Genomic DNA, 12,609 nt, shown 5'->3' on the forward strand with positions numbered 1-12,609 from the left:
TTGAGGGGAGATCCCCTGAGGTTGCCGGTTCTCTGCCCGAAATTTGAGGGGAGAACCGGCACATTGAGGGGATATCCGGTCAAATGCCCCGGGATGCGGATGCGGGTGCGGGGGCGCTCACTGCGCTGGTTGGTGCGCCTTAGCTGCTGTGGCTGCTGTGGTTGCTGGGCCGCGCCCGGGTGACCTGGTACAGGAGTAGCCCGGCCAGGAGGGCACCTAGGGTTCCCAGGGCCAGGTCGCCGAGGGTGTCGGTGTAGGCGGTCTGGAGTTCGGGGGACTTGCGGACGAAGGCGACGTACTCGCCGAGTTCCCAGACGACGGCGGCAGTGGCGCCGAAGCCGAGGGCAACGAAAGCTGTGACGGCGCGGGAAAGGTTGCGTGGGGCAAAGGCCAGCAGGGCGCCGGCGGTCAGGAAGCCCCACAGTACGAAGTGCATGGCGTCGTCCCACCAGGTGACCGTGTCGAACAGGTTCAGGCGGTTGCCGATCAGGTCGATCAGCCACGGCAGGGTCAGCAGGAGGTCGGCGGGCCAGGGGAAAGCGTCGTACAGCTTGCTGCGGGTGCGGCCGTAGGCCCACCACCAGATGGGGAGCACCATCGCGCCGATCGGGTACACGACCAGGCGTGCGGTGGAGGCTTTCCCCTTGATGCCGCTGAGGTCCGGCCAGATGAGGGCCGTGAGCAACAAGGCGAACAGCAGGACCTTCGCGAGCAGAGCGGCGTACCGGATCCCGTTGGTCCGAACCGGCGTCGTGGCAACCATCGTCGTCATGCCTCTCAGTCAAGCTGACCGCTGGGCGAGGCGGATGAGTACAACTACGCGAAGGGCCCCCGCGATCGGTCAACGCGGGGGCCCAGCGGAGGTCAGGTCAGCCGACGCTCAGCAGGTCGACGACGAAGATCAGGGTCTCGCCCGGCTTGATCGCGCCGCCGGCGCCGCGGTCGCCGTAGCCCAGGTGCGGCGGGATGACCAGCTTGCGGCGGCCGCCGACCTTCATGCCCTGGACGCCGGAGTCCCAGCCCTGGATGACCTGGCCGACGCCGAGCTGGAAGCCCAGCGGCGCGCCCCGGTTGTACGACGCGTCGAACTCCTCGCCGGTCGAGTGCGCAACGCCCACGTAGTGAACGTTGACCCGCGAGCCGGCCACGGCCTCGTCGCCGTCGCCCACGGTGATGTCGGTGATCTCGAGATCCGCCGGCGGCGGTCCGTCGGGAAAGTCGATCTCTGGCTTGTCAGTCATACCCTCCAGGCTAACCAGACCCCGTCCGCGGTCGGCAGCAGGGTCACGGACAATGGCGCCATGCCGACCTATCGCGCCCGTTTCGATGCCACGGTGACCTTCACGAACGGGGGTGGGTTGCAGGCGCAGGGATTCATCGTCGACGTCGGTTCGGCAGACGTCACTACGGCGCAGATCGGGGAGCTCTTCCTCGACTCGCTCGGGCTCCTGATGGCGGGTGAGGTCCAGCTCAGCAACGTGGAGATCATCGAGGCTGCGCACAAGGGCACCCGCGGTGGACCCGCCGCCGAGCGCGCGCCGAGCGGCAAGCGGGCGACGTACATCGAGCTCAGTCAGGAAGGCGCGGTGAACCATGAGCTGAGCGGCTTCAGTCTCGAGCGCACCGTCGACCTGCCGGCGGTGGTCGTGCGGCTGGAGGACAGTAGGCGGCTCGGGATCGACGCGGCCGCGCTGGCGACGTACGACGTCCGGGGGAAGGCGGTGCTGCTCCAGACCGGCGACGATGCGCGCTTCGGTACGCCGGAGTACGTCGAGCAGTCGCACTACCTGACCCGCGATGGCGCCGAGTGGTTGATCGGCCACGGAGCTCTCCTGGTCGGCATCGACGCCGCCACCATCGACGACCCGACCGACGCCACCCGTCCCGCACACACCCTCCTGCTCGGCGCCGGCATCGCGATCGTCGAACACCTCACCAACCTCGCCGAAGTCCCACCCAGCGGCGCTCTATTTACTGCAACTGCTCCCCGTATCGAAGGCGCCCGCGCCTACGCAAAAGTTTTAGCCACTGATCGGTGGGAGGTCGGCAGCGAGGTCGCGGAGGCGGTCGAAGACCGAACCGCCAGAGGCTGAGCCGCCGTCGTGCTGCCACTCGTTGGTGACCCAGGTGGTGAGGTTGCCGATCCGGGCGGCGGTCCGGAGTGAGAGCGCGACGTCGACGTACATGTCCTCGTGCCAGATCGCGGCTGCGACCGGGACTCGGTTGGCGGCCAGCCGGGCGACGTCGTACAGGGGGAACCAGCCGCCTTCGGAGGCGAGCAGGTTCGCGGCTTCGGCGAACTCGCGGAGACCGGAGATGTCCTCGAACATCCAGGGGTAGATCATCTCGCCGGTGAAGAGCAATCGCTGTGCGTCCGATGCGAACTCGGCCGGCCGGAGCCGGTCGGCGGCCCAGTTCGTGGGACGGTCGTCCTGCGCGTAGATGGACTCATGGATGACGGCCCACAACGGATCCAGTCCGAGTGCGGTCTGCTCCATGACGGCGTACAGGAATTTGTCGGACAGTTCCGTGCCGTCCCAGGCGTTGTCGACGAGCCAGTGCAGCGGTTGCGCTGCATTCCCCATGCCGAGACCGATGCCCAGCATCTGGAAGCGGCGGATGCCGAGGCGATCGCCGTTGGGGAGCCGGACGTCGTGATCTCGAAGGTGATCGGCGATCCGGCGGACGCGGTCGACGTCCTCGGGGAAGCGGGCGTAGTACCCGTCGTTCTTGGCCACAACCTGTGGATAGGTGTGGGTATAAACGTCGTCGGCGGTGGTGTCGAGACCGGGCAGACCGCCGGTGATCAGGCAGGTCTTCAGGCCTTCCGGCGCGAGCGACAGGTAGGTGAGCGTGATGAACCCGCCGTAGCTGGTGCCGAGCGTCGTCCACGGCTTGTCCGGGCTGACCTGGGCGCGGATCAGTTCGGCATCGCGCACGATCGAGTCGGCGCGGAAGTAGCGCAGGTACGCCGCGAGGTCGGCCGGGCTCTTCGACGCCGCGGTTCGCCGGGTGATCGCCGTACTGCGGCCGGTCCCGCGCTGGTCGAGCAGCAGCACCCGGAAGTCGTGGACGGCACGCCCGATCCACCCACCGGCCTCAACCGGCCGCGGCGACATCAGGCCCGGGCCGCCCTGGAAGTAGATCAGCCAGGGCAGGTCCGACTCTTCCTTGCCTGGTGCAACGACCTCGCGACCCAGCACCTCGATCGTCTCGCCGTCAGGCTTGGCGTGGTCCAACGGAACGGTGAAGAAGTGATCGGTGACAACCAACCCCGGCAGTCTCGGCATGGGCCCCATCCTCGGGCCCGGCGAGGTCATCGGTCCACGGAATTGATCCGCGCGTGGAGGTGGACATCGTGCCGGCCGTCGGCCAACTGCCAGACACTGCGGAGGGTGCCTTCGAGCGGGTAGCCGGCCTTCTCGGCGACTCGGCAGGACGGGTGGTTCTGGGTGGAGTGCTGGAGTGCGATGCGCTGAAAGCCGAGGCCGAAACACCAGCGTTCAACGGTGGCGATCGCGCGGGGTGCCAGGCCGACGCCGCGGGCGGTAGGGAGCATCCAATAGGACAGGCTGACGCTTGCGTTGGTCCGGTCGATCTGGCGGAGACCGATCTGGCCGACCGCCACGCCGTCGGTGGTGATCGCCCAGGAGGCGGCCTCGCCCGATGACCAGCGGTGCGGCCATTGGGCGAGCCAGGCTTCAGCTTCTCCGGTGTTGTCGATGCGAAGGACGTGCCATTGCTCGATCTCGGGATTGGTGAAGGCCGCGATCACTGTCGGTACGTCGGTGGGCTGCCACGGGCGAAGGTTGTCGAGAGTTGGTTGCTCGGGGGCGAGCACGTCAGCCGAGAACCTCGTGGAGTTTGGCGGCGAACTCGGCCGGCTTGCCGGGCTGGCCGTACTCGTTGCCCAGGAAGCCGCCGTGACCGCTCGGGAAGACCACCGGGGTGAGGCCGAGGCGCTCGGCGACTGCCTTGCCGCCGCGAGCGGCGAGCTGGTTGGTCGACTCCTCGCCGAAGCCGATGATGAGCTTGTCCTTGACCTCGGCGAGGGCCTCGAAGTTCGGCCGGTACGACGTCGTACCGCGAATGTTCTGTCCGATCAGAATGTCGTCGCGGGAACCGTCGTCCTCGATGGGCAGGCCGAACATCGCGGGGTCGGGCGCCGGCTGGTCGGTGTAGTCGTCGGGGAACTCGCCCTCGAAGCTGACCAGCGCGATGAACTTCGCCATCCCGGCACCGAGGCCGTCGCGCTGGTAGGTCTCGTAGATGTCGTCGTTCGCGGCCTGGGCCGCCTTGCTGTCCGGCACGACCGTGATCAGCGGCGGCTCGTGGGCGACCACGGTATTGACGAGGTCGGGCCGGTTGGTGAGGAGCGCCAGCGCGTTCACGGCTCCGCCGCTGCTGGCGAAGATGTCGACCGGGCCGACGTCGAGCGTCTCGATCAGTACGGCGAGGTCTCCCGCGTGGATCATCGGGTTGAGCTCGCCGGAGTCGGTGCGCACGCTGCGCTCGATACCGCGCGGGTCGTAGGTGACGACCGTCCGCTCGGGGAAGTGCGAGGCCAGGGTCGGGAAGCCGCTCGCGCCCATCGGGCAGCCGATCAGCAGCAGCACCGGCTGGTCACGATCGGTCAGACTCCCGCGAACGTCGTACGTGAGGGTCACGTGGGGGATGTTGATCGTGCTGGTGACGGGATCCGGCATCTGCGCTCCTCCGAAGGGCTGGTGGTGCTGAGCCTAGAGCTGTTGCTTGCGGATGTCTCGGCTCTGATCTATGGTCGTTTCGTGGCGCAACGAAACGAACGGACGGCGTTGGCGCTGGCGGTGATGGACCTGATCGACGAGGGCCACCGGCAGATCTCCCGGCGGCTCGACCTGACCCGGGTGCGGATCCTCGCGCTCGTGGGGGAGCAAGGGCCGATCCGGCCGAGCGCGATCGCGGCGTCGCTGGGGCTGACCGCCTCGTCGACCAGCCGGCACCTGGGCGCGCTGGAGCAGGCCGATCAGATCGAGTTCGCGGCGGACCCGGACGACAACCGCACCTTCCTGGCGCAGGTCACCGCGAGCGGCCGAGCCGATTCGGTGGCCACGGTCGAAGCCGGTACGGCGGCCTTCGCGACCGTGATCGCGGATTGGCCGGACGAGGACGTGGCCACGGCACGGCGGTTGATCGAGCGGCTCAATACGGGCTGGATCGAGCGACGTCGTACCGATATCCCGCTCACGCGACCAGGAGCGGGGCCGCGCTGGCGCCGTTCTGTGGAGAAGTCATGACGCCGCGGGCGGTGCAGGCCGCGCGTGGTCTGCTCGGTCTGGTGGCGCTCAGCCACTTGATCGTGCCGATCGTGATGTGGGCCAATCGCGACGATCTGCGGACAACGATCGCCGACCGGTCGCCCGAGTTCGGCGCGGCCGAGCTGGACAAGGCGGTTGCTGCGGCCGTCGGTGCTGCGGTCGTGTTTCACGTTCTACTGCTGGTGTTGAGTCTCTGGCTGATCGTGAAGCTGCCGACCGGCCGGTCGTGGGTTCGACGGCTGACAACCGTGTCCCAGTTGTTGTCGGTGGTGTTCAGCTTTGTGTCGTGGTCGTCGTCCCCGATGTTCCACGTCGTGATCCCGATCGTCGGGCTGGTCGAGATCGTGCTGGTCGCGCTGCTGTGGGTGCCGCGCGAGTCCAAGGCGTTCTTCGTTCGACGAGAGCCTGCACCCCGAGAGCACTAGTCTCGAACGCCATGCGGACAAAACTTCTCGCGGTGGTCGTGGCTGCGTTGACGGTGATCGGCTCGGGGACCGCGCAGGCCGCCGTACCGAACTATGGTGAGTACTCGCTGATGTTCGAGAAGTCGGCCGGGCAGTACTGGGCCGGTGGATCCGCGGCGGGCCAGTGGGCGTGGACGCCGTTGAGCGCCACCGAGTCCGACATCTCCTGGGGTGACCCGGCGACCTGGCCGCCGAAGTCGGCCGAGCACTTCATCCTCTCCGGCGACTGGGTCCTGCTCGACGGCTACAACGACGGCGCCGGCCGGCCGCTCACCCAGATCCAGCGCGTGACCTCGGAGAAGATCGGCGACGCCAACTGCAACAACCTGCAGCCGATCCCCTCCGCCGACGGCCGCCAGCACTACGTGAAGTGGAACATCCCCACCGCGGGCTACTGCCTTGACGCCACCGGCACCATCAAGCCCCCGAACGGCTCCACCACCGTCAACTTCCGCCACCTGCAGAAGTGGTCACCCCCGCACGCCTGCGCCAACCCCTACTTCACCGCCCAGACCTGCATCACCCAGTTCGAGCAGTGGTGGGACGACAACAGTCACGCCTACTCCCTCCAACTCTCCCGCACCCTGGAACTTGCCAAAGGCAAGGGAATGGCCTTCACCAACCGCACCACCGTCCCGGTGAACTGGAACGCCGACGCCCGCTACTACTGGCACTACTAACAGGTGAAGTACGCCCTGCTCCTCATCGTGGCGACTGTCGTCAGTGCACAGCTCCTGATGCTCGCCAGCCGTCGCCGCCCCCTCGCCGCCCGCCTACGCGACCTGAGCGAGAGCGGCGACGTCGCCACGATCGGTGGCGCAGTGCTGCTGATGTGCGGTTCGCTGGGCGCCCTCATCGGTCACCTCTTCAACCACCCAGGCGACGGAGCCGCCACCGGCCTGGCCGTCGCTCTGCTCGCCATCACGATCGCCGTCATCTGGGCCCACCGCCGTCCACAGCCACCACCCCGTCACCGCGACGACGATCCGCCTGCGTAAGAACAGGACGATCCGCCTGTGTAGGAACAGGATGTAGCGTCTACATAGCTGACGGCGCCCTCGGGGAGTTTCCGTGCGAGCGCCGTCGCACACTCACAGGTCCTGTCCTTGTGCAGATGCGGCTCGGGCGGCGGATGTGCGTGCAGTCCCGGAACCGCCCTCATCTGCGCACTACCGCGCTTCCTCCCCCGCCCTTGTGGTGCATGGGGATCAGCGGGGAGTTACTGCCACGGAGAGGCAGTAACTCCCCGCAAACCCACCAGCACCATCCCGAACCGCACCGGCCGACCGCCATTTGATGGGTTCACCCATCAAATGGCAGCTCCGGGGGGCGCTTGCGATGCAGCCGCGCCTGGGAATGCTCGCTAACTGGTGGATTTTCGTCACCGAGTCCCCAAAACTCACCAATTAACGCGAGCGAACCCAGCGCCCCGGCCCGGCGGCTCGTTATGAGTGACTTTTTCGGCATATAGCGCCCAAAAGGTACCGACTAGCGCACATCCCGGACCTCAACCCCAGCCCCGAAGCCCAAGCAACGGGAACCGTGGTCGCCGGCCGAACCGTCCCGCTCAGCCCCGTGCTGGACGCCGGCCACTCGGCGCAGGTCTTAGGCCCCAGCCACAGCCCGGAAGCTCAGGCAACGGGGACCGTGGTCGCCGGGCGAACCGTCCCCCTCAGCCACGCGCCGGGCCTCAGCCACCCGCCACTGTAAATCGGAGGCAGCGGCGAGCAACCACGCCGCCGTCCCACGCGGTAGCCGTCAGGTGCGCGGTAGCGCACAGGGTCCGGGCGATAGCCCGGAAGGGAACAAGGGCGGGTGGGGGAGCGCGCGTAGCTGTCGCGGGGGAAAGAAAGGCCGCCCGGCGTACCGGGCGGCCGCAAAACGCTACTTCTTGACTGCTTTGTTGTAGGTGTCGATCTGGGGCTTGATGGAGTCGGCGGCGGCCTTCATGGCGGTGGCCGGGTCAGTGCCTAGGACGGCTTTCTCGAGGCCGTCTTCGGCGGCTTTGCGGGCTTGGGGCATGACGCCGAGGATGCAGCCGGAGGAGGCGTTGGTGGGCTTGGTGGTGTGGAGCTGGGTGATGGCGGTGGTGAACTGCGGGTACTGCGCCACCCAGGCCTTGTCGGCGGGGAGGTCGAGGGCCTTGGAGTTGATCGGGAAGTAGCCGGTGCCGGTGTGCCACAGGGCCTGCTGCTCCGGCGAGGAGGCGAACTTCACGAATTCCCAGGAGGCGCGCTTCTCGGCGTCGGAGTGGCCGGGGCCGTCGACCCAGAGGGAGGCGCCGCCGATGATCGGGCCGCCGGTGTCGGAGGCGGTCAGGTGCGGGAAGGGGGCGGTCATCACGGTGAACTTGCCCTTGGCCGCGTCGAGGTAGCCGCGCAGGGAACCGGTCGACTCCAGGTGCATGGCCGACGTACCGGACTTGAAGACGGCTTGCGCGTCGTCGGTCTTCTTGCCGGTGTTCGGCATCAGGCCCTGCTTGACCATCTCCTGGTACCAGGTCGCGACCTTGACGCCCTGCTCACCGTCGAAGTCGACCTTGGAGGCGAGGTCCTTGCGGCCGTTCTCGTTGTCGCAGTACGTCGTCCCGGACTGCGCGATCAGCTGCTCGAGGAACCAGCCGTAGATGGCCGCGTTGAAGCCGTACTGAACGGTCTTGCCACCCTGCTTGACGGTCAGCTTCTTCGCCGCCGCCATGATCTCGTCAAGGTTCGTCGGCGGCTTCGCCGGGTCGAGGCCGGCCTTCACGAAGGCTTCCTTGTTGATGTACAGCAAGGGCATCGAGGTGTTGAACGGCATCGAGTTCAACTTGCCGTCGATCGAGTAGTAGTTCGCGATGTTCGGCTCGATCGAGTCCAGCGTGTAGCCGTCCTTGTCGGCGAACTTCTGGATCGCGACCGTCTGCTTGGAGTCGATCATGAACCGCGAGCCGATGTCGTAGATCTGTACGACGGAAGGCGTGTTGCCCTGCTGCACCGAGGTCTTGTACTTCGTGATCGTCTCGTCGTAGTCACCCTGGTAGACCGCGGTGACCTCGATCTTGCCCTTGTTGGCGGCGTTGAAGGCCGCGACCAGCTTGTCGATCGCCGCGCCGTTGGCGCCCTTCATCCCGTGCCAGAAGGTGACCTTCGTGACGCCGGTCGCGCTGTCGAGCGCGCTCGCGTCGGGAGCGTCCACCGAGCCGGCGGAGTCGCCGCTCGAGTCGCTGCCACCACAGCCGGCCGCGACCAGCGCCAGCACGGCCAGGATCGACACGGCGGACGCCGTACGTCGGATTGAACGCATCGCAGGAACCTCTCTCGAGAACATCAACGGATCGCGCCCGCGGTCAGGCCGCGGACGATGAAGCGCTGGCCGAAGATCACGATGGCCAGAGTGGGCAGGATGGACAGCGTGACGCCGGCCAGGATGAGTCCCGGGTCGGCGGCCTCCGCGTCGTTGAGCTGGCTGATCCCGATCTGCAGCGTCCGGCGGGATGCCGAGTCGCCGATCAGCAACGGCCAGAAGAACTGGTTCCAGGCAGCCAGGAAGACGTACAGGCTGACCGCCATCAGGGCCGGCTTGTTCAGCGGCATCAGGATCCGGGTCAGGAACCGCCAGTGCCCGGCACCGTCGATCGTGGCGGCGTCCCGCAGTTCCACCGGGAACTGCAGGAACGACTGCCGGAGCAGGAACACCCCGAACGCGTTCGCCAGGAACGGAAGCACCAGCGCGAGCATGGTTCCGGCGTACGACGCGGTCAGTCGCTCGCCGCCGATCGACCAGCCGGTGATGGTCAGGTAGTTCGGGAGCACGATCGATTCCCACGGCACCATCAGCGTGGCCAGGAACAGCCCGAACAGCACGGTCCGGCCCCACATCTTCATGAAGACGAAGGCGTAGGCCGCGAGCACGCTGGTGATCAGCTGGGAGATCGTGATCACCGAGGTCTGCAGGATCGAGTTCAGGTACTGCTGCCCGATCGGCGTCCCCGAGTGCGTCGCGCCCTGGTAGTTACCGGTGAACAGCCCGTGCGGGAACAGATCCGGCGGGTACGACGAGATCTGGCCGGGTGACATGACCGAGCCCGCGATCACGTAGTACACGGGGAAGATCACCAGCAGCGCGGCCCCGATCAGGACCAGATAGGTGATGACGCGTGCCGGCTTCACTTGTAGTGCACCCGCCTCTCGAGGACGCCGAACTGGATGCCCGTGCAGATCAGCAGGATCAGCAGCAGCACGATCGCCTGGGCCGACGCGGCGCCGAAATCGCTGGCGTTGTTCGCGAAGGCGGTGTGGTAGATCGAGTAGACCAAGGTCTTGGTCGACTGCTCCGGTCCGCCCTCGGGGGTGAGGATCTTGATCTGGCCGAAGCCCTGCAGGGACTGGATCGTCGAGATCACGACCAGGAAGAACAACTGCGGGCCGAGCATCGGGACGGTGATGAACCGCGCCGCCCGGAAGCCGCCGGCGCCGTCCAGCGTGGCGGCCTCGTTGATCTCGGTCGCGATCGCACCGATGCCGGCCGACAGCACCAGCACGTTGTAGCCGATGCTCATCCAGACCGTGGTGATCGCGACGCTGATCAGCGCCCACGACGGGTCGGTCAGCCAGCCGATCCGGTCCACCCCGAACTTGCCGAGCAGGCCGTTGGCCAGGCCGATCGCCGGGTTGTAGATGGTCGCGAAGATCACCGACGCGCTGGCCACCGAGAACGCGAACGGCAGCGCGAACGCGGTCCGGAAGATCCGGATCCCCTTGATGTGCTGCTCGAGCAGCAGGACGACGATCAGTGCTCCGAGGACACCGGGGATCACGGTCAGCAGCACGAACGCCAGCGTCACCCAGAGGATGTGCCGGAACTCCGCGGAGCCGAGCATGTCGCGGTAGTGCTGCAGTCCGACGAACGCGTCGGGCCGACCGAAGAGGTCGGAACCGTGCAGGGACAGCGAAACGGACTTGCCGAGCGGCCAGACGATGAAGAGCGCGAAGATCGCCACGCAGGGCGCGAGCATCAGCCAGGAGAGCAGGGAAGCAGGCGTGGGGCGCCGTCCTGATGCGGTTTGGGTAGTCAAGCGTTTACCTCCAGTCAGAGCGCAGTCTTGCACCGCCCGGGGCCTGGCTGTCCAGGGCACGCCCCGGGCATCCCGGCCGACCCCGCGCGTGCTGCGCGGCACTCGGCGGCCACCTCGCCGTATCGGTGCAAAAGTCACGATGCTCCGCATCGAGCCCTTCGCCCCGACACGCCGAGCTACACCCCCGAGCACCTGCTCGCGACTGCGCGGGATCGACCGGCATGCCCTAGGCTGAGCGCCCGTGAAGGTCTTGGTGATCGGTTCGGGTGGCCGCGAACACGCACTGGTGTGGGCTTTGGCCCAGGATCCGGACGTCGAAGAGGTGGTGGCGGCCCCGGGCAACCCTGGCATCGCCGTGTTGCACCCGGCGTACGACGGGCAAACGATTGTTTGCCGTCCGGTGGATATCTCCGACCACGAGGCCGTGGTCGCGCTGGCGACCGAGATCGGTGCGGATCTGGTCGTGGTCGGGCCGGAGGCTCCGCTGGTCGCCGGGCTGGCCGATCCGCTGCGTGCGGCCGGGATCGCGGTCTTCGGACCGTCCAAGGACGCCGCGCAGCTCGAGGGCTCGAAGGCGTTCGCCAAGGACGTGATGGCCGCCGCGAGTGTGCCGACCGGCCGTGCCTACGTCTGTACGACGCCCGAGCAGGCCGCTGAGGCGATCGACGCGTTCGGACCGCCGTACGTGGTGAAGGACGACGGCCTCGCCGCCGGCAAGGGCGTCGTGGTCACGTCGGACCGCGACGAGGCGCTCGCGCATGCGGCCGGCTGTGAGCAGGTGCTGATCGAGGAGTTCCTGGACGGACCCGAGGTGTCGCTGTTCGCGATCACCGACGGTACGACGGTGCTGCCGATGCAGCCCGCCCAGGACTTCAAGCGCCTTGGTGACAACGACGAAGGCCCGAACACCGGCGGCATGGGCGCGTACACACCGTTGCCCTGGGCACCGGAAGGATTGGTTGCCGAGATCACCGAAAAGGTGCTGCAGCCGACCGTCGACGAGATGCGCCGCCGCGGTACGCCGTTCAGTGGTCTCCTGTACGCCGGTCTCGCGCTGACCTCGCGCGGTCTCCGGGTGATCGAGTTCAACTGCCGCTTCGGTGACCCGGAGACGCAGGCGCTGCTGCCGATGCTGAAGACCCCGCTCGGCGGTCTGCTGCTCGCCGCGGCCACCGGCAAGCTGGCCGACTACGACCAGCTGAGCTGGAAGAACGGCTCGGCGGTCGCGGTCGTGGTCGCGGCCAAGAAGTACCCGGCCAGCCCGCGCAGCGGCGACCCGATCTCCGGGGTCGACCAGGCCGAGGGCGACGACGTCCGCGTCTTCCACGCCGGTACGGCGCTCGACGGCGAGGAGCTCGTCACCTCGGGCGGCCGGGTGCTCGCGGTCAGTGCCACCGGCAAGGATCTCGACGAGGCCCGGCAGCGTGCCTACGCCGCGGTCGGCCAGATCCGGATCAAGGGCTCCCAGCACCGCACCGACATCGCCCTGAAGGCCGCCCGCGGCGAGATCGACGTCTAACGCTCACCGTCACCCCCGCCGTACCCCACGCCCGCCGTACCCCACGCCCGCCGTGCTCCACGCGACCGCCGTACCGGACGCCCCCGCCGTACCCCACGCGCCCGCGCCGTACCGGACGCCCGCGCCAGCGACCTCTACCCCCCCACGCGCATTTGAGTGGATATCCGCTCAATGTGCTGGGCGGAGTCCATCGGTCGAAGCAACGCCTGAAGGAAGGTGTTGTCCGATGCCGGTTGCGCGTGGGTATGAGGTGCGGGAGAGGTTTTTGGGGTT

The 12,609-nt window shown here is 67.5% G+C and carries 14 protein-coding genes; 6 read left to right on the forward strand and 8 right to left on the reverse strand.

The features are described from left to right. Positions 1-139: 139 nt before the first annotated feature. Positions 140-772, reverse strand: a complete 633-nt coding sequence (locus ACFVWG_RS38965) for a hypothetical protein (protein WP_391548543.1) — start codon at positions 770-772, stop codon at positions 140-142. A 97-nt stretch (positions 773-869) separates the two neighbouring features. Beyond that, positions 870-1,241 (reverse strand): FKBP-type peptidyl-prolyl cis-trans isomerase, encoded by a 372-nt coding sequence (locus tag ACFVWG_RS38970; RefSeq protein WP_391548544.1) that lies wholly within the window; start codon positions 1,239-1,241, stop codon positions 870-872. Positions 1,242-1,301: 60 nt separating this feature from the next. On the opposite strand from ACFVWG_RS38970, the gene ACFVWG_RS38975 reads away from it, so the two are divergent. After that, the gene (locus ACFVWG_RS38975) at positions 1,302-2,093 is read left to right on the forward strand and encodes a cyclase family protein (RefSeq protein ID WP_391548545.1); all 792 of its coding nucleotides are present in this window, start codon (positions 1,302-1,304) and stop codon (positions 2,091-2,093) included. Here the strand turns inward: ACFVWG_RS38975 and ACFVWG_RS38980 are convergent. The 3 genes from ACFVWG_RS38980 to ACFVWG_RS38990 are packed head-to-tail and all read right to left on the reverse strand — an operon-like array spanning position 2,022 to position 4,706. Next, positions 2,022-3,290, reverse strand: coding sequence for an alpha/beta fold hydrolase (locus ACFVWG_RS38980; RefSeq protein WP_391548546.1), 1,269 nt, complete (start codon positions 3,288-3,290; stop codon positions 2,022-2,024). The two genes, ACFVWG_RS38975 and ACFVWG_RS38980, sit on opposite strands and share 72 nt — an antisense overlap. Before the next feature lie 26 nt (positions 3,291-3,316). Next, positions 3,317-3,841 carry a GNAT family N-acetyltransferase gene (locus tag ACFVWG_RS38985; RefSeq protein WP_391548547.1) on the reverse strand — a complete coding sequence of 175 codons (525 nt, stop codon included), beginning with the start codon at positions 3,839-3,841 and terminating at the stop codon, positions 3,317-3,319. A 1-nt stretch (position 3,842) separates the two neighbouring features. Next, positions 3,843-4,706 carry an alpha/beta fold hydrolase gene (locus ACFVWG_RS38990; protein WP_391548548.1) on the reverse strand — a complete coding sequence of 288 codons (864 nt, stop codon included), beginning with the start codon at positions 4,704-4,706 and terminating at the stop codon, positions 3,843-3,845. Positions 4,707-4,787: 81 nt separating this feature from the next. Between ACFVWG_RS38990 and ACFVWG_RS38995 the strand changes: the two genes are divergently transcribed. The 4 genes from ACFVWG_RS38995 to ACFVWG_RS39010 are packed head-to-tail and all read left to right on the forward strand — an operon-like array spanning position 4,788 to position 6,759. Next, the gene (locus ACFVWG_RS38995; protein WP_391548549.1) at positions 4,788-5,276 is read left to right on the forward strand and encodes a MarR family winged helix-turn-helix transcriptional regulator; all 489 of its coding nucleotides are present in this window, start codon (positions 4,788-4,790) and stop codon (positions 5,274-5,276) included. Continuing rightward, a complete protein-coding gene (locus ACFVWG_RS39000) occupies positions 5,273-5,722 on the forward strand; it encodes a hypothetical protein (protein WP_391548550.1) in 450 nt (149 codons plus the stop codon). The genes ACFVWG_RS38995 and ACFVWG_RS39000 overlap by 4 nt, the downstream gene beginning before the upstream one ends. 11 nt (positions 5,723-5,733) lie before the next feature. After that, positions 5,734-6,441, forward strand: a complete 708-nt coding sequence (locus ACFVWG_RS39005) for a hypothetical protein (RefSeq protein ID WP_391548551.1) — start codon at positions 5,734-5,736, stop codon at positions 6,439-6,441. A 3-nt stretch (positions 6,442-6,444) separates the two neighbouring features. After that, positions 6,445-6,759 (forward strand): hypothetical protein, encoded by a 315-nt coding sequence (locus tag ACFVWG_RS39010; RefSeq protein ID WP_391548552.1) that lies wholly within the window; start codon positions 6,445-6,447, stop codon positions 6,757-6,759. A gap of 886 nt (positions 6,760-7,645) precedes the next feature. Here ACFVWG_RS39010 and ACFVWG_RS39015 read toward each other — a convergent pair. From ACFVWG_RS39015 to ACFVWG_RS39025, 3 genes are read right to left on the reverse strand one after another with little or no spacing between them, the layout of a single operon-like run. Further along, positions 7,646-9,046: an ABC transporter substrate-binding protein gene (locus tag ACFVWG_RS39015; protein ID WP_391548553.1), complete on the reverse strand. Its 1,401-nt coding sequence runs from the start codon at positions 9,044-9,046 to the stop codon at positions 7,646-7,648. A gap of 23 nt (positions 9,047-9,069) precedes the next feature. After that, positions 9,070-9,912, reverse strand: a complete 843-nt coding sequence (locus ACFVWG_RS39020) for a carbohydrate ABC transporter permease (protein WP_391548554.1) — start codon at positions 9,910-9,912, stop codon at positions 9,070-9,072. Further along, positions 9,909-10,817 (reverse strand): carbohydrate ABC transporter permease, encoded by a 909-nt coding sequence (locus tag ACFVWG_RS39025; protein WP_391548555.1) that lies wholly within the window; start codon positions 10,815-10,817, stop codon positions 9,909-9,911. Before ACFVWG_RS39025 ends, ACFVWG_RS39020 begins: the two co-directional genes overlap by 4 nt. A gap of 241 nt (positions 10,818-11,058) precedes the next feature. On the opposite strand from ACFVWG_RS39025, the gene purD reads away from it, so the two are divergent. Beyond that, positions 11,059-12,336: a phosphoribosylamine--glycine ligase gene (gene purD / locus ACFVWG_RS39030; protein WP_391548556.1), complete on the forward strand. Its 1,278-nt coding sequence runs from the start codon at positions 11,059-11,061 to the stop codon at positions 12,334-12,336. Positions 12,337-12,609 lie beyond the last annotated feature (273 nt).

It is taken from the genome of Kribbella sp. NPDC058245 (assembly GCF_042882005.1).
Lineage (GTDB): Bacteria > Actinomycetota > Actinomycetes > Propionibacteriales > Kribbellaceae > Kribbella.

Bases quoted from the DNA above. Each gene is read 5' to 3' on its own strand.
- ACFVWG_RS38965 (WP_391548543.1), bottom strand. From the start codon at position 772: ATGACGACGATGGTTGCCACGACGCCGGTTCGGACCAACGGGATCCGG.
- ACFVWG_RS38970 (WP_391548544.1), bottom strand. From the start codon at position 1,241: ATGACTGACAAGCCAGAGATCGACTTTCCCGACGGACCGCCGCCGGCG.
- ACFVWG_RS38975 (WP_391548545.1), top strand. From the start codon at position 1,302: ATGCCGACCTATCGCGCCCGTTTCGATGCCACGGTGACCTTCACGAAC.
- ACFVWG_RS38980 (WP_391548546.1), bottom strand. From the start codon at position 3,290: ATGCCGAGACTGCCGGGGTTGGTTGTCACCGATCACTTCTTCACCGTT.
- ACFVWG_RS38990 (WP_391548548.1), bottom strand. From the start codon at position 4,706: ATGCCGGATCCCGTCACCAGCACGATCAACATCCCCCACGTGACCCTC.
- ACFVWG_RS39000 (WP_391548550.1), top strand. From the start codon at position 5,273: ATGACGCCGCGGGCGGTGCAGGCCGCGCGTGGTCTGCTCGGTCTGGTG.
- ACFVWG_RS39005 (WP_391548551.1), top strand. From the start codon at position 5,734: ATGCGGACAAAACTTCTCGCGGTGGTCGTGGCTGCGTTGACGGTGATC.
- ACFVWG_RS39015 (WP_391548553.1), bottom strand. From the start codon at position 9,046: ATGCGTTCAATCCGACGTACGGCGTCCGCCGTGTCGATCCTGGCCGTG.